The sequence below is a fragment of the Bacillus inaquosorum genome (assembly GCF_023238325.1).
GTDB lineage: Bacteria > Bacillota > Bacilli > Bacillales > Bacillaceae > Bacillus > Bacillus inaquosorum.
On record NZ_CP096592.1, the window covers coordinates 3,611,530 to 3,634,182 of the forward strand.

Annotated in this window: 26 protein-coding genes; 2 read left to right on the forward strand and 24 right to left on the reverse strand. The window is 41.3% G+C overall.

All coding sequences use genetic code 11. The features are described from left to right. Positions 1-88: 88 nt before the first annotated feature. From prfB to degS, 23 genes are all read right to left on the reverse strand, one after another. Positions 89-1,190 (reverse strand): peptide chain release factor 2 gene (gene prfB / locus M1M80_RS18330; RefSeq protein WP_100206186.1). Its coding sequence is split into 2 segments (ribosomal slippage): positions 89-1,117 and positions 1,119-1,190, totalling 1,101 coding nucleotides; the frame shifts between segments, so codons are not numbered across the junction. 68 nt (positions 1,191-1,258) lie between these two features. Next, positions 1,259-3,784: a preprotein translocase subunit SecA gene (secA, locus tag M1M80_RS18335; protein WP_060399587.1), complete on the reverse strand. Its 2,526-nt coding sequence runs from the start codon at positions 3,782-3,784 to the stop codon at positions 1,259-1,261. A 168-nt stretch (positions 3,785-3,952) separates the two neighbouring features. After that, positions 3,953-4,522, reverse strand: a complete 570-nt coding sequence (hpf, locus tag M1M80_RS18340) for a ribosome hibernation promotion factor (protein ID WP_003235436.1) — start codon at positions 4,520-4,522, stop codon at positions 3,953-3,955. A gap of 189 nt (positions 4,523-4,711) precedes the next feature. Further along, positions 4,712-5,089, reverse strand: coding sequence for a DUF8042 domain-containing protein (locus tag M1M80_RS18345; protein ID WP_060399588.1), 378 nt, complete (start codon positions 5,087-5,089; stop codon positions 4,712-4,714). A gap of 9 nt (positions 5,090-5,098) precedes the next feature. After that, on the reverse strand, positions 5,099-5,440 hold the full coding sequence (gene fliT, locus M1M80_RS18350; RefSeq protein ID WP_003235438.1) for a flagellar protein FliT: 342 nt from the start codon (positions 5,438-5,440) through the stop codon (positions 5,099-5,101). Further along, complete coding sequence (gene fliS, locus M1M80_RS18355; protein WP_003235439.1) at positions 5,437-5,838, reverse strand: flagellar export chaperone FliS; 402 nt, start codon at positions 5,836-5,838, stop codon at positions 5,437-5,439. Before fliS ends, fliT begins: the two co-directional genes overlap by 4 nt. 21 nt (positions 5,839-5,859) lie before the next feature. Further along, the gene (locus M1M80_RS18360; protein ID WP_060399589.1) at positions 5,860-7,356 is read right to left on the reverse strand and encodes a flagellar hook-associated protein 2; all 1,497 of its coding nucleotides are present in this window, start codon (positions 7,354-7,356) and stop codon (positions 5,860-5,862) included. Between the two features lie 17 nt (positions 7,357-7,373). After that, the gene (gene flaG / locus M1M80_RS18365; protein ID WP_060399590.1) at positions 7,374-7,703 is read right to left on the reverse strand and encodes a flagellar protein FlaG; all 330 of its coding nucleotides are present in this window, start codon (positions 7,701-7,703) and stop codon (positions 7,374-7,376) included. 234 nt (positions 7,704-7,937) lie between these two features. After that, positions 7,938-8,759, reverse strand: coding sequence for a flagellin Hag (hag, locus tag M1M80_RS18370; RefSeq protein ID WP_060399591.1), 822 nt, complete (start codon positions 8,757-8,759; stop codon positions 7,938-7,940). A 145-nt stretch (positions 8,760-8,904) separates the two neighbouring features. Continuing rightward, positions 8,905-9,129, reverse strand: coding sequence for a carbon storage regulator CsrA (gene csrA / locus M1M80_RS18375; protein WP_003235443.1), 225 nt, complete (start codon positions 9,127-9,129; stop codon positions 8,905-8,907). After that, positions 9,123-9,554 (reverse strand): flagellar assembly protein FliW, encoded by a 432-nt coding sequence (fliW, locus tag M1M80_RS18380; RefSeq protein WP_014115344.1) that lies wholly within the window; start codon positions 9,552-9,554, stop codon positions 9,123-9,125. Before fliW ends, csrA begins: the two co-directional genes overlap by 7 nt. Positions 9,555-9,586: 32 nt before the next feature. Next, positions 9,587-10,150, reverse strand: a complete 564-nt coding sequence (locus M1M80_RS18385; RefSeq protein ID WP_060399592.1) for a DUF6470 family protein — start codon at positions 10,148-10,150, stop codon at positions 9,587-9,589. Positions 10,151-10,197: 47 nt separating this feature from the next. Further along, on the reverse strand, positions 10,198-11,094 hold the full coding sequence (flgL, locus tag M1M80_RS18390) for a flagellar hook-associated protein FlgL (RefSeq protein ID WP_060399593.1): 897 nt from the start codon (positions 11,092-11,094) through the stop codon (positions 10,198-10,200). A 9-nt stretch (positions 11,095-11,103) separates the two neighbouring features. Then, on the reverse strand, positions 11,104-12,621 hold the full coding sequence (flgK, locus tag M1M80_RS18395) for a flagellar hook-associated protein FlgK (RefSeq protein ID WP_060399594.1): 1,518 nt from the start codon (positions 12,619-12,621) through the stop codon (positions 11,104-11,106). Positions 12,622-12,639: 18 nt separating this feature from the next. Further along, positions 12,640-13,122, reverse strand: coding sequence for a flagellar protein FlgN (flgN, locus tag M1M80_RS18400; protein WP_060399595.1), 483 nt, complete (start codon positions 13,120-13,122; stop codon positions 12,640-12,642). 15 nt (positions 13,123-13,137) lie between these two features. Further along, the gene (flgM, locus tag M1M80_RS18405) at positions 13,138-13,404 is read right to left on the reverse strand and encodes a flagellar biosynthesis anti-sigma factor FlgM (protein ID WP_003235453.1); all 267 of its coding nucleotides are present in this window, start codon (positions 13,402-13,404) and stop codon (positions 13,138-13,140) included. Between the two features lie 79 nt (positions 13,405-13,483). Then, the gene (locus M1M80_RS18410) at positions 13,484-13,903 is read right to left on the reverse strand and encodes a TIGR03826 family flagellar region protein (RefSeq protein ID WP_060399596.1); all 420 of its coding nucleotides are present in this window, start codon (positions 13,901-13,903) and stop codon (positions 13,484-13,486) included. A gap of 72 nt (positions 13,904-13,975) precedes the next feature. Next, positions 13,976-14,698, reverse strand: a complete 723-nt coding sequence (locus M1M80_RS18415) for a ComF family protein (protein ID WP_060399597.1) — start codon at positions 14,696-14,698, stop codon at positions 13,976-13,978. After that, entirely contained in the window at positions 14,662-14,958 is a 297-nt protein-coding gene (gene comFB, locus M1M80_RS18420; RefSeq protein WP_003235460.1) for a late competence protein ComFB, read from the reverse strand. The genes M1M80_RS18415 and comFB overlap by 37 nt, the downstream gene beginning before the upstream one ends. Positions 14,959-15,025: 67 nt before the next feature. Beyond that, a complete protein-coding gene (gene comFA / locus M1M80_RS18425; RefSeq protein WP_080429123.1) occupies positions 15,026-16,408 on the reverse strand; it encodes an ATP-dependent helicase ComFA in 1,383 nt (460 codons plus the stop codon). A gap of 107 nt (positions 16,409-16,515) precedes the next feature. Beyond that, the gene (locus M1M80_RS18430; RefSeq protein ID WP_060399599.1) at positions 16,516-17,361 is read right to left on the reverse strand and encodes a DegV family protein; all 846 of its coding nucleotides are present in this window, start codon (positions 17,359-17,361) and stop codon (positions 16,516-16,518) included. 97 nt (positions 17,362-17,458) lie between these two features. After that, positions 17,459-18,148: a two-component system response regulator DegU gene (gene degU, locus M1M80_RS18435; protein ID WP_003219701.1), complete on the reverse strand. Its 690-nt coding sequence runs from the start codon at positions 18,146-18,148 to the stop codon at positions 17,459-17,461. A gap of 82 nt (positions 18,149-18,230) precedes the next feature. Beyond that, on the reverse strand, positions 18,231-19,388 hold the full coding sequence (gene degS / locus M1M80_RS18440; protein WP_003235467.1) for a two-component sensor histidine kinase DegS: 1,158 nt from the start codon (positions 19,386-19,388) through the stop codon (positions 18,231-18,233). Positions 19,389-19,605: 217 nt separating this feature from the next. Here degS and M1M80_RS18445 point away from each other — a divergent pair, with 217 nt between their 5' ends. Then, complete coding sequence (locus M1M80_RS18445) at positions 19,606-20,259, forward strand: YigZ family protein (protein ID WP_060399600.1); 654 nt, start codon at positions 19,606-19,608, stop codon at positions 20,257-20,259. Continuing rightward, positions 20,259-21,416 carry an LCP family protein gene (locus M1M80_RS18450; protein ID WP_060399601.1) on the forward strand — a complete coding sequence of 386 codons (1,158 nt, stop codon included), beginning with the start codon at positions 20,259-20,261 and terminating at the stop codon, positions 21,414-21,416. The genes M1M80_RS18445 and M1M80_RS18450 overlap by 1 nt, the downstream gene beginning before the upstream one ends. 71 nt (positions 21,417-21,487) lie before the next feature. Here M1M80_RS18450 and M1M80_RS18455 read toward each other — a convergent pair whose 3' ends face one another. Further along, positions 21,488-22,564, reverse strand: a complete 1,077-nt coding sequence (locus M1M80_RS18455) for an MraY family glycosyltransferase (protein ID WP_060399602.1) — start codon at positions 22,562-22,564, stop codon at positions 21,488-21,490. Positions 22,565-22,653: the final 89 nt, after the last annotated feature.

Sequence of the window (22,653 nt, forward strand, 5' to 3'; positions counted from 1 at the left end):
CACAGTGGTAATATACTAAAGCAGCAGTGAAATCAAGGATATGAAGGAATTAAAAAACACACCTGTATACATCAGGTGTGTTTTCTGCTTATGAAAGCTTAGAACGCAAGTAAGCATCAATAAATGTATCAATGTCTCCGTCCATTACCGCTTGAACGTTACCCATTTCTGTATTGGTCCGATGGTCTTTTACCATGGAATACGGATGGAATACGTAAGAACGGATTTGGCTGCCCCAGCCGATTTCTTTTTGTTCACCGCGGATTTCATCCAGCTCTGCTTGCTGTTCTTCAATTCTGCGCTGATACAGCTTGGCCTTCAGCATTTTCATGGCTCTTTCACGGTTTTTAATTTGTGAGCGCTCCGTTTGGCACGTCACAACCACATTCGTCGGCAAGTGAGTAATCCGAACGGCTGAATCCGTCGTATTGACGTGCTGTCCGCCCGCTCCGCTTGCACGGTACGTATCAACTTTAATATCCTCCGTACGGATATCAATATCGATCTCATCGTTAAATTCAGGCATGACTTCACACGATACGAATGATGTATGGCGGCGGCCTGAAGAATCAAACGGAGAAATCCGCACAAGACGATGAACGCCTTTTTCCGCCTTGATATATCCGTAAGCGTTGTGGCCTTTAATCAGCAATGTGACTGACTTAATTCCGGCCTCATCACCTGGAAGGTAATCGAGTGTTTCCACTTTAAAACCGCGGCGCTCAGCCCATCTAGTGTACATTCTGAGAAGCATAGAGCCCCAATCCTGTGACTCTGTACCGCCCGCACCCGGGTGCAGCTCCAAAATTGCGTTGTTTTTATCATACGGTTCACTGAGAAGAAGCTGAAGCTCAAATTCGTTGAACTCCTTAGTTAATGCCTTTAGCTCTTTCTCAAGCTCTAGCTGGAGATCCTGGTCCGGCTCTTCTTTCAGAAGGTCATGAGTCATTTGCAGTTCTTCATGGGATTCATTCAATTTTTTATAGGAATTGACATAATCCTTTAAACCATTTGCTTCATTTATGACCGTTTGGGCTTTCTGCTGATCATTCCAGAATTCCGGATCAGCCATTTGTTCATCTAGCTCAGCAATGCGGGCCTCCTTTGATTCGAGGTCAAAGAGACCCCCTAAAGTCCGCTAAACGAGAAGCCATATTTTCGAGCTCTGCTCTGATTTCTGATAATTCCATTCCATTCACCTCATTAAAAGATCCGCGGGCGCCACAGGCGCCGCGGTCAGTACCCTTGCCTGAGCGAACTATTCAGTCCGGCCGCAGCAATTTTTATATTTTTTCCCGCTTCCGCAGTGGCATGGCGCATTTCTGCCGATATCAACCACTTTGCGAACCGGTGCTTTCTTCGCTTTTTTGTTTTCATCGCCTTCCTGAGGCTGATGAGCCGTCGTTTGGCCTTGTACAACCTCTTCGCGCTCCAGATTGTTTTCAATCTCAGCTTTCATCACAAATTTTGCGACCTCGTCCTCAATTGATTCAATCATATGCTCAAACATCGCAAAGCCCTCCATTTGATACTCACGCAGCGGGTTTGTTTGCGCGTAAGCACGAAGGTGAATCCCTTGGCGAAGCTGATCCATCGCATCGATATGGTCCATCCATTTTGAATCGACGGCGCGAAGGACAATGACTTTCTCGAATTCGCGCATTTGTTCTTCGCCGAATTTTTCTTCTTTTTCATCATATTTGGTCATGATGCGATCCATGATGAGTTCATGCATTTCATCCGGTTCTTTGCCGAAGATGTCACTCTTCTCAAGCGCGCCTTCATCAAGATAAGTCGCGTTGACAAGCTCAACGAGACCGTCAAGCTTCCACTCCTCAGGAAGCTCTTCTCTTGGCGTATAGGCAGCAATTGCCCGTTCGAGAGAAGACTTGATCATATTTTCAACGATTTCACGCAGGTTTTCAGAGTCGATGACTTCAAAGCGCTGCTTATAAATGACCTCGCGCTGCTGGCGGAGAACGTCATCATATTGCAGAAGCTGTTTACGCGAATCGAAGTTATTTCCTTCCACGCGTTTTTGAGACGATTCAACCGCGCGGGATACCATTTTGCTTTGAATCGGAGTGGAATCATCCATACCAAAGCGGTCAAGCATCGCCATTGTCCGCTCAGCTCCGAATCTGCGCATCAATTCATCTTCCATAGAAAGATAAAATTGAGTGATCCCCGGGTCTCCCTGACGTCCAGAACGTCCCCGGAGCTGGTTGTCAATCCGGCGTGATTCATGGCGTTCCGTTCCGACAACAGCTAGGCCTCCAAGCTCTTTTACACCTTCGCCAAGCTTAATGTCCGTTCCGCGCCCCGCCATGTTTGTCGCAATCGTAACTGCGCCTTTTTGGCCGGCCTCTTCAATGATCTGCGCTTCACGTTCATGGTTTTTGGCGTTTAATACTTGATGTGGGATCCCTTTGTTTTTGAGCAGCTTAGAGATCAGCTCAGACGTTTCAACAGCAACCGTACCGACAAGAACAGGCTGTCCCGTCATATAGCGCTGTGCGACATCCTCCGCAACCGCCTTAAACTTTCCTTCCATCGTACGGTAAATTAAATCCGGACGGTCGTCACGGACAACAGGCTGGTTAGTAGGAATTGTGACAACCTGCATGTTGTAGATGTTGCGGAATTCCTCTTCCTCTGTCTTAGCTGTACCCGTCATACCGGCAAGCTTTTCGTACATCCGGAAGTAGTTTTGGAACGTAATCGTCGCCAAGGTCATGCTCTCATTTTGAATTTCAAGCCCTTCCTTCGCTTCAATCGCCTGGTGAAGCCCCTCACTGTAGCGGCGGCCTTTCATCAGACGTCCCGTGAAGGAATCAACAATAACAACCTGTCCGTCTTCCACTACATAGTCAACGTCCTTTTGCATCGCAACGTGAGCTTTTAAGGACTGGTTGATATGGTGGTTGAGCGCGACATGCCTCACATCAAACAGGTTATCGATGCCGAATGCTTTTTCCGCCTTCGTCATTCCTTCTTCAGTAAGCTGAACAGCTTTTGTTTTGATATCATACGTATAATCCTCCTCTGCTTTTAACGTACGGACAAAAGCATTTGCCTGCACGTACAGCTTAGTGGATTTCGCAGCTTGTCCAGAAATGATAAGCGGTGTTCTCGCTTCATCGACTAAAATAGAGTCAACTTCATCTATTACCGCAAAATGAAGCGGGCGCTGAACCATCTGCTCTTTATATAGAACCATATTGTCACGCAAATAATCGAAGCCAAGCTCGTTGTTTGTGGAGTAAGTAATGTCAGCAGCATAAGCTTCCCGTTTTTCGTCTTTTGACATTGAGTTTAAATTCAAGCCGACAGTCAAACCGAGAAACTCGAAAATTTTCCCCATCTGCTCAGCATCACGGCTTGCCAAATATTCGTTGACAGTCACGACGTGTACGCCTTTACCTGTTAACGCATTTAAATAAACAGGCAGAGTAGACGTTAACGTTTTCCCTTCCCCTGTTTTCATTTCCGCGATATTTCCGTCATGAAGCGCCACGCCCCCCATGAGCTGGACTTTGAACGGAAACATGCCGGTTACGCGGCGCGAAGCTTCCCGAACAACAGCAAATGCTTCAACAAGAAGATCATCAGTTGTCGCTCCTTTTTCAAGGCGCTCTTTAAATTCAATTGTTTTATGTTTCAGCGCGTCGTCAGAGAGATTTTCATAGTCTCCGCGAATCGCATCAATATCGTTAGCTATTTTTTCGTATCTATTCAGCGTACGTTTTGTTGGATCAAACATTTTATTTAAAATTCCAAGCATTTATAACGCTCCTCTATCTTCACATGCCTGTTTTTGCAGACATGTATAAATAATTTACTAGTCCATGTATACCTCTCATTATCATATCATACCTTTTGTTATTTCCAAAGAATTTGCAAATAAGAAAAACAAAAACCTTCCGCGGACATCACGGAAGGCTGCTCTTTATTATTCAGTCGGTTCAATCAAGCCATATTTCCCATCATTTCTGCGGTACACGACATTTGTAAGGTTTGTTTCCGCATTTGTGAAAACAAAGAAATTATGGCCGAGCATATTCATTTGCAAGATCGCTTCTTCACTATCCATCGGCTTTAAATTAAAGCGTTTCTGACGGACAATGTCCAAGCTCTCATCCTCTTCTATTTCATCCTGAACCGCAATATCTGTATCAGAGTCAAGGCCGTTTGCCAATAAATATTTTGGAGAGCCCTGCTCACGGAATTTACGGTTTACTTTCGTTTTATGCTTACGAATTTGACGTTCCAGTTTGTTTGTTGCGAGATCAATTGCGTTGTACATATCCTCGTTATGCACCTCGGACCGAAGCGCCAGATCTGTCATCGGAATCGTAACCTCAACTTTAGACTCCTTGTCATTGTAAAACTTCAAGTTGACGTTCACATCGGCATTCACGCTATGATCAAAATAACGCTCCAGCTTGCCGATCTTCTTCTCGACATGATCCTTTAACGCGGGTGTCACTTCAATATTTTCTCCTCTGATGTTATAGTTCATCAAAGAACGCCTCCCTTTTATTAAGGATATGTATCTATTTCTCCTTTACCCTTTACAATTCCTGCTGAAACGTAAACTTTTTGTGAAAATTCAGTGAACTTTGTCGAATTGTGTTGTATTTGCTGCTATATCAGCGGTTCGGAGGTATATGTATATGCTGATGGTACGAAACAAATACCTCACCCTCGCCTAATTGATTACAAAGGGCTCCATGCATTTATGAATGGACATCATCCATTTTCTATAATGAATCAAAAAATGTTCTTTTAAATACTCACAGAACTCCTGGGAGGGAAAAGAGAAAGAAACCAATTGATCAAACTCCGCAAAAATTTCGTCAAATGCTTTAACGCAAATTTCAGCGCACCGCGTATTCATAACAAAGAGAAGTGTTGAATGTGTTGAATCCAAATGAAAAAAGGCTTGGATCAGATCTTGGTAGATCCGATCCCCTTCTGTTTTTGATAAATTCTGTTCAGCCTCTATCAAATAACACAGCCCTTCCTCAATGGTAAAAAGAAGATGATAATAAGCTGATAAAAGCGAATAATCTTCAATGCTTTTCAAGACACTCACCTATTTACGCTTGTCATAATATCTGCCGTCAATCGTGATGTTGTTATAAGGATTTAAATACGTCGTATGCATCGCACGTTTTCTTTTTACCTGCTGGAGTTCTGCTGCGATTGACTGCTTCAGTCTCTCCATTTCCTTCACAATTTGCTGATCCCATGTCAGGACTAGCTTCATCTGCTTTTGTTCCTCTTCTGAAAGCGGCAGAGATATCTCCTGAATAAGTTCAGACCGTTTAGCAACAAAGTCTTCAATTTGCTTTAAAAGTTCATCGCTTTCCGGTGTATCTTGTATGTGTGACAGCATACTCTTCGTCTCAGTGTATAGTTGATCTATGTTTTTCATGCGATCCCGCCTGATCCGTGCCGGTCCTTCCGTTCACTTTGCATAGCTTGTTTCCAAGCATCGCGAAAATCTGTTACATAACCTTCAACCTCAGCCAGCATACTCGTATCATTTTTGATATTTGCCTGTACCAATCTTCGATACATATAATCGTACATCGCACCCATGGAACCGGAAAGCTCTATGTTACGGTTAAGTGTAAAATTTAATTCCTGAATGATATTTTGCGCTTTAATCAGATTTTCATTTTTACGTTCCATATCATCATTCTCAATCGCCTGAGATGCAAGTCTTATAAATTTCAAACAGCCATTATACAGCATAAGCGTCAGTTCACCGGGTGTAGCGGTATTTACTGAATTTTGCTGATAGGCTGTATAAGGATTTTGGATCGCCATGTGTCATCCTCCAAATTACATTTATTGTACAAGAAGCTGTGATAAATAGGACGCTTGTTCGTTCATCTTTTGAATCGCAGAATCCATTGCACTGAATTTTTTATAATAGCGGTTTTCTATAGTATTCAATCGGTCCTGCATTTTGGTGATATCCGTACTGATCGTCTTTAAATTTTTACCGATTGAGTAGTCATTGGTTCCCATTGTCGAGTTACCGGCTTTTGCTTCAATGCTTTTCACTGTACTTTTCAGTGTGTCACCGATGCGTTTCATAATCCCTTTATCACTATAAGCGCTGCTGTTCGACCCGCTTGTAAATAAAGCGGCGACACTTTGCGGATCTTCTTGTATTTTAGCTTTCAGTTTGTCTTCATTAATCTCTAGATGTCCCCGCAATTGGTAAGCACCTGACGTTGTGATGCCAAATTCAGTTAATTGATAGGTTTTTCCATCCGCATTAACTTGAGAATAAAAATCAGTCCGCATTTGGTTCGTACCGGTGCTGATGCTAGTATCATTTCTCAGCAAACCGCTTTTTGCCTTCTCTTCCCAGAGTTCTACCTCTTTATCGGACATTGCTTCTTTTTGTTCACTCGTCAGCGGCGCATAGTCTCTGTATTTTTCTTCTCGCAGCTTTTCATTCAGGCTGTCAACCAACTCATTGTATTTATCTACAAACTCTTTAATTTGGTTGTAAATCCCGTCAACATCAGTCGAAACAGATGTGGTAACAGGGCCAGTGGCAGCAGTTGTATTTTTGATCGAATAGGTAACGCCATTAACCGTAAAGTTGTTTGTCAGCTTTTCCATTTCAAAGCCGTTGATTGTGACTTTTGCATTTGTTCCTTCTTTATAAGCAGTGAGCTTATTATCAGCGCCCAAAGAAAAACCAAGCTGGCCGGACATAAAATCTGCTGTAGCCGAGTCTGCTGCCTGTATGCTGCCTCCTGCGCCTGTTGCTTTAGAAGAAAATGCAATCGTTTCCACATACTCTGTACCATTCCAAATTTTATCTTTAAATGCTGATACTCCTAGATCTGAGCTGTTAATTTTAGAAATCACATTATCAATCGTATCAGCGCTCGTCACATTGATGTTTACTGTTTTTGCCGTTGTCTCACCAGGCGCAACCACGTTAAATGCCAAATTATAATCGCCTTGTGTGTATCCCGTATAATTATTTGCCTTATATGTGGCCGAAGTTGCCAAACTTGCTACTTCAATAGTAGATGAAGAGTTTGCTGCACTTGCAGTTCCTGTAGCAGTTAACACAGACTCATTGGAGCTTGTCACAGTTTTGCTCTGATACGTACTCGGGTATGTCAGCGTATTTTTAGACATATAATCTTGCAATTCTTTTATTTTTGAGTTTACTTCACGATAGCTATCACGCTGCCATTCAAGAGTCTGCTTTTTTTGTGTCAGCTTATCAAGCGGTGCTCTTTCTGTCTGCATCAGCTTTGATACGATATCATCTATATCCATTCCTGACGCCAGACCCGTTATTCTCGTGACCATTTCAAACCACTCCTAATCTACTTTTTTTCATCTACAAATAATCCAAGAAATTCAGTCATAGCCGCATAAAAATCAAGCCACCGTTTTGGCGGTATTTCGCGGATGACTTCATTTGTAGAGTCCTCTATTACTTTTACAAAGTATTCATTTAACTTCTCATGAAGCTCAAACTTCAGGTGAACTTGCGAAGGTTCCAAAAGCTTGTTCATTTCCCCTACCATTTCAGCAAGACGGGTATATGAAACTTGATGAACAGGAACCTCACTCTCATGATCTTTCTGATTCTGTATTTGAGTATCATAACGATCCCAAACAGGTTGTAACGTAGTGAGCCTTTCAATATTCAATTGATCATCCCCTATGCCCCAATCTATCGTTTATATCGACTAAGTCGAGATAAGATTACACATATTTTTGGAAAAAAACTCATCCGTTTTAGATTTCTTGTTTGGAAATACATTTATAAAAAGTTCGTGGAGAATCCGGTTATTATATCATGAGTTAGTGACAGCATGGGGAATGATTCGGAGTTAGAAATATAAAGTAAAAGACCCTGGCAAACGCCAAGGTCCTTTTTAAAATTAACGTAACAATTGAAGTACGTTTTGAGGCTGTTGGTTCGCTTGAGCAAGCATAGCTTGAGAAGCTTGAGAAAGAATGTTGTTCTTTGTGAACTCGCTCATTTCTTTAGCCATGTCAACGTCACGGATACGAGACTCAGCAGCTGTTAAGTTTTCAGAAGAAGCACCAAGGTTGTTGATTGTGTGCTCTAAACGGTTTTGTACCGCACCAAGTTTTGAACGTTGGCTTGAAACACTTGTAATTGCAGTATCGATTTTAGCGATCTCAGTGTCAAAACTAAAAGTAGCTGATGACACATCGATACCTTTTACTCCTAAAGTTGTTGCATCCATATTGCCAATTGTAACATTAATATTTTGGGTAGCATTTGCACCAATTTGGAATGTAAATCCTGCTGTTACACTACCGTCTAAAAGTTTTTTTCCGTTAAATTCAGTACGTTGAGAGATACCATCGATCTCTTCAGTTAAAGCATCCATTTCATCTTTAATTGCAGTTAAATCTTCAGGTTGCTGTGTCCCAGTGTTACCAGCTTGAACAGTAAGTTCACGCATACGTTGAAGGATCGCATGAGTTTCAGTCAATGCACCCTCAGCTGTTTGGATAAGAGAGATTCCGTCTTGAGAGTTTTTAGAAGCCATATCAAGACCTCTGATTTGTCCTCTCATTTTTTCAGAGATCGCAAGACCTGCTGCGTCATCTCCAGCACGGTTGATACGAAGACCTGAAGAAAGTTTTTCCATGTTCTTTTGTGCTGCACCGTTGTTTGAAGATAAACGGTTCAGTGTGTTAAGTGCTGCGATATTGTGGTTAATTCTCATTGTTTTGTTCCTCCCTGAATATGTTTTTTGGCACGTCCTTGTGCCTCACTTTTTTGTAACTGGCGGAGTCTTTTGCGTCTCCTTCCGGCTACATCATTAATATCGGATTGTCTCTGATTTTGTTAATACAAAAATAAAAAAATCCTCACTTTTTTTGTGAGGATAATGCGGAGATCACATCGCTGGATAACGCTGCTGCACGGTTATTTTCTTCCTGAATGGTCAAGTAAATTTCTTTCCTGTGAATATCAATATGCTTTGGGGCTTCAATTCCAAGTTTCACTTGATCACCCTCAACCGCAATCACTTTTACTTCAATATCAGCACCTATTTGAATCGCTTCATTTATTTTCCGCGATAAAACTAGCATGATTCTCCTCCAATCGGATGTTTTGTCGTATATGAGGAGTCGTGTAAAACGACTTGCTTAGCCATCATGTTCTTGCGATTCACAATAATGGGGGCCAATAAATTGGCAGTAGATTTTTCGAATGGCTCTGCCATGGTCAAGATTGTCATGACTTCTACGTCTTCAATATTATCGATATCCAAAAGTTCAGCAGTTGATTCATCAAGGTCAAACTCATAATTCTTAAAAAAGATGAACGGACTTACAACGATGAACGCAAGATTTTCTGAAGTGACGGACTGCAGTGCCACGAATGGAGAGTCTTCTGAAAGCGGAAGAATGACGAACTGTTTTTCTTCTAAAAAGCCTGGAATCCCGTTTTCAAAAAGAATGATTTGTTCTTCTTTTACGTTCATTTGGCCATGGTACTTAGTATGAATGATCATTGTTCACGATCCTTTTCTTTTTACTTTTCTAGTTATTCTTTCGGGTATTCTACATCTATATTTAAATCAGGATATTGGAGCATGTCAACCTTAACGTTCCCCGGCGTATATTCAACAATTGGTTTATGCGGTTCAGCCTGAATAACAGGCTTTCGCGGCGTAATCTGAATATCAAGCTGTGACGGGGTATATTGTATTTTCACCCTTGAAAGAGAAGGAGCATAATTTTCGCCTAATTGAAGTTGGTGCATCTCAGAGTTCCTCTTTGCTTGTGAAGCGATTGGGTTCCCCTTATTTTCAATTCTCATAAGCTCGTCCCCTTCTTCTGCAGTGCGGGCTATTCCCTCCATGACATCCTCATGTCCTTGCTGGGCGGCTTCTTCGATTCTTTTGAATATATGTTTTCTGTCTAATTCTTCCCATGCTTGCGTTTGGTCAATCGTGAGTTTTCCAGGTGTCACTGATATTTCCATTTCAGCGCTTGGCTGTTCGATATCTAAATCGGCTTGTGGCTGCTCCATTTTTAAGCTGGCAGGCGTCGTTGTTAAACCAATTTTCCCTTGAACACTATGCATAATCAATCTGGGAATTTGCATCACTCTACCTCCTAAACTATAAAAAAAAGCGAACTCCTGAGAGCCGCTTACTTTAAAAAGTCAATCAATGTAGGCTGAACAATTTGCGCATTTACAGCCAGAGTAGCCCTATGCACGCTTTGCTGCGCAATAAATTCCGTTATTACTTCTTCCAGTTCTACATCTTCATTGTCTGATAACACTTTTGTAGCTGTTTCTTCCTGAGCTGAGAGTCTTGTATTAATCAGTTCAAGACGATTATACCTCGCTCCAAGATCAGAACGTTCAGCACTCATGCCCTCAGAAAATTGATCAATATCATTTAAAACGCTATCCATGCCATCTAGTGAACCTGAACTAAGTGCTTTCTCAAATGAGTCAAGCATTTCAAACACATTCTGTCCGCTTTCAGAAGTGCCCCCAAAAGCTGACTTTGGATCTGAATTCACTTTTAATGTCATATTATTAGAGATATTGACAATGACATCAGCAGTATCAGAGATTGTAAAAGTTCCGTCTCCGTTATCTGTAACGGGAGGCTTGTCTGAGTTTGTGCCATTAAAGATATATCTGCCGTTCACTTGTGTATTCGCAATATTTAAAAGCTGTTCCTTTAACTGCTTCACTTCTACACCAATTGCTTGCCGCTCCGCTTCACCATTTGTGTCATTTTGAGCTTGAACAGCTAATTCTTTGACTTTTGATAAAATGTCAATTCCTTCAGTAATGTTCGTCTCTGTGTTTTCGAGCCATGTAAAGGCCTGAGAAGCATTACTTTGATATTGCTGCACTTGAGACAATTGCGTATTATATTTTAAGCTTTTCATTGCTACTACAGGATCGTCGGACGCTTTTGAGATTTTTTTCCCTGATGAAATCTGTGATTGAAGTTTATCCAGCTTCGAGTAGCTTGAACCGATATATCTCAATGAGTTTTGCTGAATCATGCCTTGTGTTACTCTCATTTGATCTACCTACCTTCCTCCGACACCCATGCCATTGATCACTTTATCGAGTATTTCGTCTTGTAAAGTGACCATTCTCGCAGCAGCATTGTATGCGTGTTGGAATTGAATCATATTCGTCATTTCTTCGTCTAAAGAAACAGCACTCATTTGCTGACGGTTTATGTCAGCATCATTCAGCTGTGTTTCTGTATTAGACGCCAGGCGATTAGCTTCTTGTGCTTTAATTCCAAGCTCGCCAATCAGTCCTGCATAGTAATCTAACACACTTGTTTTTTTACCATTAATGGTTATATCACCGGTTAAAACGTTCGCTAAATTTGTTGCATTTGAATTATCGTTGGCTGCGCCAGTCAGTGAGAAAGCAATGTTTGCGCCTTTTGAATCTAATATGCTGTCAGCGACTTTAATTTTGCCTGCTGCTCCTTTTGCAGTTTCACCGCTGGTAAAATCAAAAAAGGCCCCGCCTTGTTCGCCGCTCTTGGTCAAACCATTTCTGTGCACCTCATTAAAAGCTTTTGCGAATTCAAGCGCCATATTATCAAGGTCAGAAAGCATTTCCGGGTATATGCCCTTTTCTTGGCCGTCTGCTGTTACATACCCGTAAGACTCTATAAATCCTAAAAGGGATCCCTTACTGCTGAATGACTCAGCCTGTACAGCAGTGTCTCCGATTGAAATACTTGATACTAACCCAGTTTCATTATCATAGTTGGCTGCAAGTTCTGAAACCTCGTAATTTTTACCGTCCAAAACAGTTCCCAGAGACTGTTTATTCTTATCAAGGATTTCAATGGAAACAGTCCCTTCAGCAGAAGCAAGCGCATTCCCGCCTGATTTGTTGTAACTGACCTTGATATCAACCATTGAGGATAATTTATCTATCAGCAAATCTCGCTGATCATATAAACCATTCGGAAGAAGCCCGACCGGTTCTACTTGTGCAATTTGTTTATTTAAACTATTTAATTGAGAAAGCAGAGAATTGACATCCAACACAGTCGTATCTAGCTCTGCTTTTAAGTTCGATTGAACATTTGTAAGTGATTCAGAAATATAATTAAACGTTTCTGCTACAGCTTTCCCTTTTTGAGCAACAACAGAACGCGCGCTGTCTTCGTTTGTATTATTCGATAATTCCTGCAGGGAATTCCAAAACGAATTGAGCACACTGTTTAAGCCGCTGTCATCCGTCTCATTTAAGATGCCTTCCATTTGGGACAGAGCTTTAGCTTTCGTGTCGTAGTATCCGGCACTGTTGTTTTGAAGACGGTATTGGTAGTCAAGAAAGATATCTCTTATTCTCTCAACTGACTTCCCTTGTACACCGGTTCCCATTTGCCCTGCTGTTTTTTCTGCGTTTTTGGATACAGCAGGGAAATAGTCAGTTGCCTCTAATGAGACTCGCTGTCTTGTATAACCATCAGTATTGGCATTTGCCACGTTATTTGCAGTAGTGCTTAACGCTGCCTGCTGAGCGCTTAACGCCCGCCTTGCAGTTTCAAGCCCCATAAAGGTAGATGTCATATTCTGAATTCCTTTCTGCTAAGCTTTTGAATCAAATAGTTTCATTCGGCTGCTCTTCGGAAGCTCAGCTTTAATTGATTTACTATAATTGAAGTTGTTTTCCTTAGGAACCAGCGTATCGTATGAAATAGAGATGAATTGCAGCGCGTCTCTCGTCAGCTGCCTATTCATCTCATTCACTTCTTTCAGACGTCCGAGAACTTTAGAAAGAGATTCATATAGTTGTTCCAGCTCTTCCTTTTCACTGCCAGAGGTTTTGGCGATACATGCGGAAATGGTGTTATTTTCGCTGTATCCGAGAAAGGCGGAAGTTGCTTTGATCCGATCATCTTCTGTCTGTCCGATTGCTTGAATATATTTTTGCTCTTTTGTCAAAATATTAGAAAGCTCTTTTGTTTTACCGCCTTTGAGCGCTTCCGTCTTTTCCTCAGACAGCATGAGCAGGTGTTCATGCAGAACGCAAAGTCGCTTCAATTGTTCAATAATTGGCTTTGCTGACATGGGCTTTCTCCTTTTTTATTGCTTTTTATAAAAATTAATCATATTTTTCGCTACATGATTTGCGTCTACTTTGTATGACCCGTTTTCAATTTGCGCTTTTAGCTGCGCAATTTTTTCCTGGCGTGAACCAGTGACTGCGTCGGATGCATTTTGCATTTCTTTAGCCTGTGATGAAATTTCAATTTTATCTTGAGGCTGTGCAGCAGTTTTTTGCACCGCTTGCTTTTCATAATTTTTTTGGTATGGATTAACGGATTGTGTTCCAAATTGATTGATTTTCATAGGATTCCTCTCGCTTTCCGTTGCAGTCTTTAAACAATCTAACCCTTTTATCGACTGCGTTTTCAGTTAGTTTAGGGAATCAGTTGTTTTTGGTATTATAGGCATAGTATGTGTCTTTTTTACTATTTTCTCTCTCTGTTTTCAGTGCGTTCTCGTGGTCCAAATGATCCATTTGAGCCTTTAAATCGGACTGACAAGCCTTGCAGAACTTGCCTTCCCGAATCGATGTCCCGCACCTTTCACAAGGGTATGCCAAATTGGGAAGATGAGTGATTTGAATGCGTTTTTGTCTGATGAATTTCAATATCAGCTCTTCTTCTACACCTGTTTCCTCGGTTATGCGGCTCAAAGTTGATTGCCTGTTTTCCTGTTTCCTTAAAAACTTATATACAATCTCAAATGATTTTTCTTCTTCCTTAATACACGCCTGACATACGGTTTGCAGCTTTGTTTTTAAAAATAAAGCATTGCATTTCGGACAATTCGCCAGTTCTCCCATCTTTTTTCTCCTTATTCGATAATATGCCTGTGTTAATTTCTAGTGATTATATCGGCATAAAAACAGAATCATTTAGCTTCTGATCAAGGTAAAAGATGCCACTGAACGGGCTTTTCCTTTCTCTAATAAACAGCGGGCTGCAAAATGCAAAGTGGCGCCTGTTGTATAAAGATCGTCTATTAAAATGATATTCATACCTTCGGTTGAGTTGTTTTTTGTATCAAAAATACGCTCCGAAAGCAGGCGTTCTGTTTTCTTTTTCTTAGACTGTTTCTCATTATTCAGGCGGATAAGGGGATGGTGGATAGGCCGATCTAAGCATTCTGCCAGGAGCTGCGCCTGGTTAAATCCGCGCTCTTCTTCCCGTTCCTTGCTCAGCGGAATAGGAACGAGAACAAAATGCTTATCGGGGTAAACCTCTGAGAAGGTTGAAGAAAAATCACTTTTAAATGCATTTATGATTTCTGCATCTCCTCTAAATTTAAAACGGGAAAGCGTTTCTTTCATTCTTTCATTATATGTGTAAACTGAACGGTTTTGGCGGAGCAGCAAACTGGCACTGACCCTTGATTTCCACACCTTGCAATCTCTGCATACCGCATGAACGGATTGAGGTCTGCCGCACAAGGTGCAGATTTGTCCTGTGATTTTCTTAAATTTGCTTCTGCAGGAATGACAGACCTTTTCGTCAGGCTTTAATAAAAAAAGGGCGCTCCATGTAACAGCTTGAGAAAATTGTGAATCGCACAATAGACAAATCAGTTTATGAATGCCTCCTCCTGCTTCGTTTGGCATAAATCGCTTGGACTCTCTGATACCACAGCAGCAGATTCAGCCAAAATTACAAGCATAGCCGTGTTTTTTTGTTTATCTACCAGCTCAGCTTTCGTATATGCGATCTTTTTAAGATCAGTGACATAGGATGGCTTTACTTTGTTTAAAGAAAGTGCCAATACATCGTTTTTACATACTTGGCAAGTGCAAGTCATATGAAGCTGGTCCATATATCGATCGAGCAGTTCTTTCATTACGATTTCTTTTGAATTGACAAGCATTTTTACAGCTCCTCATCGTGGTTATATGAGTATACTGTACCATGTTTTCAAATAATGACTAGTCTGTTCATTCATTTTTTGCTGCCAAGTCATTCATTTCTTTTATATGCTTTCTTGCATCCAGCATACTCTTAGTTTTTCCGTAGTGAAAGAAAATGACATCACCATCCGCATGCTCTTTATGACGCCCGGTTCTTCCTGCGATTTGAACAAGTGCGCTTTCCGTAAAGATAGGCGATTCCGCACCTAATACACCTGTCTGCACCTTGGGAACCGTAACGCCTCTTTCTAATATTGTTGTTGTGATTAAGAGATCAAGCTGACCGTCTCTGAACTGCTGTACTTTTTCTTTTCTGTGCTTATCTTCCGCATGCACAAACGCTGTTCGGCAATTGACATCTTTAAAGCAGGAAGCTGCCTTTTCCATAACAGAAACGGAGGGAACAAATAAAAAAACAGGCCTCCCTTCTTTCACATGAAACGCTATCCATCTTTTTACAGCTAACGGAACTTTGTTTCGGTTTAATTTCTTTTTCCAGTTTCCGCACCATACAAAGCGCGGTTCTGGCAAAGGTTTTTTGTGGTGTCTTGCTGGAATCCGAACTGAGTGTAGCTGTCCGTTCAGTGTTTTTCTTTTTAATTCTTTAGGGGGTGTTGCACTTAAGTAAACAAGAGTGCTGTTTTTCTTTCTTGCTTTTTGAACAGCGAATTGAAGAGTTTGATCAGCAGAATACGGAAAAGCATCAACTTCATCAACGATCATAACGTCAAATGCGTCTTTATATCGCAAAAGCTGATGTGTTGTGGAAATCATAAGCGGAGATAACCGCCCTTTGTCCTCGCTTCCTCCATAAAGCGCTGAAATGTCAGCACCCTGAAAGGCAGCCTTGAGTCTCGGAGCTAGCTCTAATACAACATCGGTGCGGGGTGTCGCAATACAAACACGCAGTCCTTGATTTAACGCGGATTCTATACCGGGGAATAGCATCTCTGTTTTGCCAGCACCGCAAACCGCCCAGATGAGGAGCTCTTCTTTTTTTGATATGGCCTCAATTAAGACATTGGCAGCTTTTTGCTGTCCGCTTGAGAGCTGGCCATTCCACGTAAGCTTGATAGGCTGCCAATTGGGTTCATCCTCCTCTATCCATGAATATAAAGGAACATCTTCACTCACTCTGCCCATCATGACACAAGAACGGCAATACAGCTGATTCTTTCCAGATGAATGATAAAAAGAAAAATACCGCTGGTCATTTTGGCCGCACCTATTACATCTATACCCCCGTTTATTTATGGATATAGAGTTTTGAGCGGCGATATAGCCATTTTTGATATGCCATTCAATCATCTCATCGGAAAATGGGAGTTCAGTTCTGAGCAACTGACGGCTTTGAAGCGTCTGCTGCAATTCTTTTGAGAAAGAAATGTTCTTTTCAGCTGGCACAATCAGCATAGCACCGCCTCCTTTCGAGACAGTATGCCTGAATGAATATTTTCTGTCCAGCAATCAAAATAAGAATATAAAAAAATCTCCGCTGCTAAAACGGAGATTTTGCATTATTTAAAACACCAGCAAATTCCTAGCGCGCCCTCACCCAAATGAGTGCCGATTACCGCGCCAAAATAGCTGTTATAAAATTCAACATGAGGATATTTTGCAGAAAGCTCTTCAATGATTTTCGCCGCTTCTTCTTCTCGATTAGCGTGGATAACAGCAGCACGCATAGGCAATCCTTTACTCGCATCTTCGTCTAAAAGCTCATAAATTCGCGAAATTGCTTTTTTACGTGTGCGAATCTTTTCAAAAGGCACAATTACCTTATTGTCAAAATGAAGAATAGGCTTTACCTTTAGAAGACTCCCAATGAAGGCTTGGGCGCTGCTTAATCGTCCGCCCCGCTGAAGGTGGGCTAAATCATCTACCATAAAATACGCCCGAACTGTTTTTTTCATTTCTTCCAATTCTTTTATAATATCTTCCGGCGATGATGCTCCATTTTTGATTAATTCAGCAGCTTTAAGAGCATAAAAGCCTTGAGCCAAACAGCTGATCTCTGAGTCAAATGGATACACGTCAATATTGTCGACCATAGTGTCAGCCGCTGCTGCACTGCTGAACGTACCGCTGATCCCGCTGGAAAGATGGATACTGATGACCGCTTCATAAGTCTTGCCAAGCTCTTCATACAAAGCAACCAGCTCGCCGATTGGCGGCTGAGAAGTCGTCGGAAGCTCATTATGTTTTTTAACTTCTTCGTAAAAGCTTTTCCAGTCCAGTTCGATTTCTTCACGGTAAGTTTCTTCCCCAAAAACAACCTGAAGGGGGATCATATGTATCTGATGTTGTTCACGCATTTCTTTCGGAATATATGCTGTGCTGTCTGTTACTACTGCAATATTCATAGCTTCGATACCTGCCTTATTGCTTTATAACTCTATTGTAAGGGAAACGGCAGCCTAAAAAAAGACCTGCCTAGTAAAAGGCAAGTCTTTTTTTATACTATCTCATTTCTACCCAGCCATTTTTAATGGCGACCACAACGGCTTGCGTCCGGTCGTTCACATTCATTTTTTGTAAAATATTGCTCACATGGTTTTTCACGGTTTTCTCACTAATAAACAATGATTCACCAATACCGCGGTTGCTTTTTCCGTCTGCAAGCATCTGCAGCACTTCACATTCCCGCCTAGTTAAAATATGTAATGGTCTGCGGATCTCAGGGTAAACCTCATGCTGAGGATGTGCGGAAACTCCGCTTGTTGCAAGACGGCGGAATTCGTTAACGAGGTTGTGAGTAACCTTCGGATGAAGGTAAGAACCACCCTCGGCAACTACTTTAACCGCTTCAATTAATGTATCAGCATCCATCTCTTTCAGCAGATAACCTCTTGCGCCTGTTTTCAGGGCATGTGTTACATAATTTTCGTCATCGTGAATTGATAGAATAATTACTTTAGATTCAGGATACAGCTCTACAAGCTGTTTTGTAGCTTCCACACCATTTACGTTTGGCATATTGATATCCATGATCACAACATCAGGATGATAGTGCTCTACAATGCGAGCCGCTTCGTCTCCGTCGTCACCTTCGGCTACCACTTCAAAGGTAGGTTCAAAATCCAATATCCGTTTTACACCTTCACGAAATAACTGATGGTCGTCGATAATAACAATGTTTACTTTAGTCACAAGCCACGCCTCCTTGTATTATTGTTCTATATACCCTAGCATTCGGTCAATATGCCTTTTGGCTCTATTTTACAAATCATAGTCAAAGAGATAACGGAACCTTAATCATAATAAATGTCCCAAGACCTATTTTCGAATCTATTGTCATGGTTCCTTCCAATAAATCTACTCTTTCTTTCATGCCCAGCAAGCCGAATGATTTGTTTTTCTTCTCTTTCGCTTCCTTCAGGTCGAACCCTTTACCGTTATCTTTTATCATTAAAATCACAAAATCCTTTGTGATCTCAACTTTGACTGTAATTTCTTCAGATTCAGAATGCTTTAGCGCATTAGACACAGCTTCCTGTGCAAGCCTGAAGAGCGCAACTTCAAACTGGGGCGCTAGGCGCTTATCCTCTGTTTCACCGATGCACTGAAAATGTATTTTGACCTTCCCGTTATATTCCTCGGTTGTATATAGATATTTTCTTAAAGTTGGAATCAGGCCTAGGTCATCAAGGGCCATCGGTCTTAAATCATATATAATCCTTCTCACTTCGTAAAGGGCATTCCGCACATTTTGACGGAGATTTTTAATTTCTTGGAATCCGTCCTCAGCACCCCGGTCACGGAAAATCCGCTCGATTAATTCTGATCTCATCATAACATTTGCCAGCATTTGAGCAGGTCCGTCATGAATTTCTCTGGAGACTCTTTTTCGCTCTTCTTCCTGCGCCTCAATAATTCTTAAGCCGAAATCTTGTTTTGCCTGAGCATCAGCAAGCAGCAGTCCCACCTCGCGCAAATCCTGATTCAAGTAATTGAGCACAACTGTAATTTGGCTGACTAACGATTCAGACCGCTCAATGATTTCCTGAAGGCCTAACAATCTGCGTTCTAAATCATCCCGGCGTTCTCGCAGTTGCTTCTCACGCTGCTGGATCATCGTCAATTCTACCTGCAGCTTATGGGCTTTTTCGTAAGCATTGCGGATTTCTTCTTCACTGAATCTATGAAAATTGCGGCTGACCTCGGATAAACGGTTTCTCGCATGGCGGGTTTGCACTTCAAGTTTATCGCCAAGCTCGATAACTTCATACACCTGCTGTTTAATTTGTTTCAGTTCTTCAACCAGCTGTTCATACTGCTGGCGTGACTGCTCCCCGATTTGAAAAACCTCGTCCTTGCTCCCGTCAACGGTTTTCAGCATCTTCATCAAAATAGAATCCAGCACTTTGGAATCCATCTTTGTTTTATTCATAATTTCCCTCCGTCACGGCGTTGTCATATATTTTTATTATAAATGTAATTGATCTGCAAATTGTGTCGAATTATAATGAAAGAATGCGTATATTCTAGAAAAAAACAATTTTATATACCTTCTTACTCTTTATGATAACAAAATACGCACAAAAATTCTAAAGACTGTACGAATTTGTATAGACAGTCTTTTATGCTTAGCAGGAGGGTCAGCAAGCATGCTGCACAGCTATTTTACTGTGAAAGAAGCAGGAGAACACGAGATAGTTATAGAAAAATCGCGTTTTATCTGTCATTTAAGCCGTGTTTCTACCGAACAAGAGGCACAGGAATTTATACAGAAAATAAAGAAACAGCACTGGAATGCGACTCATAATTGCTCGGCTTACGTAATTGGCGAGAACGATCATATCCAAAAAGCCAATGATGATGGAGAACCAAGCGGTACAGCGGGAGTGCCGATGCTCGAGGTATTAAAAAAACGCGGACTTAAGGACACCTGCGCCGTCGTTACACGATACTTCGGAGGCATTAAACTTGGGGCCGGCGGATTAATTCGCGCTTATGGGAAATCAGTGTCTGAAGGATTAAATCATATAGGTGTTGTAGAACGGAAACTTATGCGGGTCATGCATACTTCCGCAGATTACACTTGGCTTGGCAAGATTGAAAATGAATTAAGAGAATCACAATTTCTGTTAAAGGAAATCCATTATGCGGAAAATGTTGAATTCGAAACATACGTGGAAGAAAAAGATACAAACGCATTTTCTGAGTGGATGACAGAACTGACAAATGGAAAAAGTGTTATTAAAGAGGGAGAGTTGACGTATCTTGAAAAAGCCGTCAATCACTTAAAGGAGACTGAATAATGGCTGAACGCGTTAGAGTGCGTGTGCGAAAAAAGAAAAAGAGCAAACGCAGGAAAATCTTAAAAAGAATTGTGTTATTGTTCGCCCTTGCATTATTGGTAGTCGTTGGGCTTGGAGGATATAAACTTTATAAAACCATTAGCGCTGCGGATGATTCATACGATGCTCTTTCCCGCGGAAATAAATCAAATCTTCGCAGCGAAGTTGTAGATATGAAGAAAAAACCGTTTTCTATTTTATTTATGGGAATAGAGGATTACGCGACCAAAGGACAAAAAGGGAGATCAGACTCTCTTATTGTAGTTACCCTTGATCCCAAAAATAAAACCATGAAAATGCTGAGCATTCCGCGTGATACACGGGTGCAATTAGCCAGTGACACAACCGGAAGCAAAACAAAGATTAATGCCGCTTACAGCAAAGGCGGAAAAGATGAGACAGTTGAAACCGTTGAAAACTTCTTGCAAATCCCGATCGATAAATATGTCACAGTTGATTTTGACGGATTTAAAGATGTAATTAATGAAGTTGGCGGTATTGATGTAGATGTGCCTTTCGATTTCGATGAAAAAAGTGACGTAGACGAAAGTAAACGGATCTACTTCAAAAAAGGCGAGATGCACTTAAACGGTGAAGAAGCCTTGGCGTATGCCCGCATGAGAAAACAGGATAAACGCGGAGACTTCGGCCGTAATGACAGACAGAAACAAATTTTAAATGCACTGATTGACCGAATGTCAAGTGCAAGCAACATTGCTAAGATTGATAAAATCGCAGAAAAAGCCAGCGAGAACGTTGAAACCAATATTCGCATTACTGAAGGTTTAGCGCTGCAGCAGATTTACAGCGGCTTTACCAGCAAGAAAATCGACACTTTGAGCATTACAGGATCTGATTTGTATCTAGGGCCTAGCAACACGTATTATTTTGAACCGGATGCCACAAATCTGGAGAAAGTCAGACAAACGCTCCAAGAGCATTTAGATTATACTCCAGATACAAGCAGCACTGACACTTCCGGTACCGGAAGTTCAACATACGGCACTAGCACGGAAGAAAGCACAACAGACGGTACGACGAGCGGAAGCAGCTATTCGAATGACAGCAGCACAAGCTCAAACAGTACAACGAATTCAACAACTGATTCATCCTATTAAAAAAACCCCGGTCCTTTAGAGGATCGGGTTTTTTTGTGCAGAAAAAAACTCCGGCAATTCAGCCGGAGTTTTTAATTCCTTTTCAACAGCCGTTTATAAAATTTCGTAAACGGCTTAAATTTTTCATTCACAAGTCCTGTCACTTCTGCAATAATCTGCATAAAAATAATTAAAATGAAGATAATAAACAAAGAAAGCCAGATTGTGGCACTTTTAAGTACAATTGCACTTATGCTGAAAATAAATCCAATTAGATAAATCACAATGACTGACATCCGATGTGAAAGGCCAAAGGCCATCAGTCTGTGGTGGATATGCGACTTATCTGGCGCCGAAATCGGCTGTTTGTTTAATATTCTCCTGATGATTGCAAATGTTGTATCAAAAATCGGTACGCCCAATATAATAATCGGGATAACGATACTGAACAATGTTACGCTTTTATACAAGCCTAATAATGAAAGAATCGAAATACTATACCCTAAAAAAAGTGAACCTGTATCACCCATAAAAATTTTTGCTGGGTGGAAGTTGTAAAACAAAAATCCAAGCGTACTGGCGATCACAACCAATGAGAGTGACAGAATCAATACTTTTCCGCCCGATAGCGCCATGACGGCAATTGTTGACAGGCCGATAACAGAGAGACCTGCGGCAAGACCATCTAATCCGTCAATCAGGTTAATCGCGTTTGTGATGCCGACAATCCATAAAACTGTCAGCGGATATGCCATCCATCCTAACTCAAATCGTTCTGTTAAAAAAGGTACTGAGAAAAAGTCCATTTTTAAGCCAGTGCTTACAATCATAATGGCTACACCTAATTGAATCAAAAACTTAACTTTTGCACTTAATTGATATTTATCGTCAAGAATACCCAACACAATAATGATGAATGCTCCGACTGTAATAGCCGTCATTCTTGTTTCTGTGTATATACCGGATGCAAGCACGCCTGCAACCACCCCGATAAATATGGCCAGCCCGCCCATCCGGGGCATGATTTTGTCGTGTACTTTTCGATTGCTGGGCTGGTCAACTGCACCTATTTTAATCGCAATCCTTTTTACGATTGGGGTTATGATTAAAACTGTAAGCAGCGAGACAATAAACGCAACAACAATGCGAATCATGCGTTCGTCAAGCATAAAGAAGTCTCCTTTGGAATTAAATGAAGTCTTTATTTATATAGAGAACCGTTTCTTCCATTATACCTTCTCCTTAGTTATTATAACAA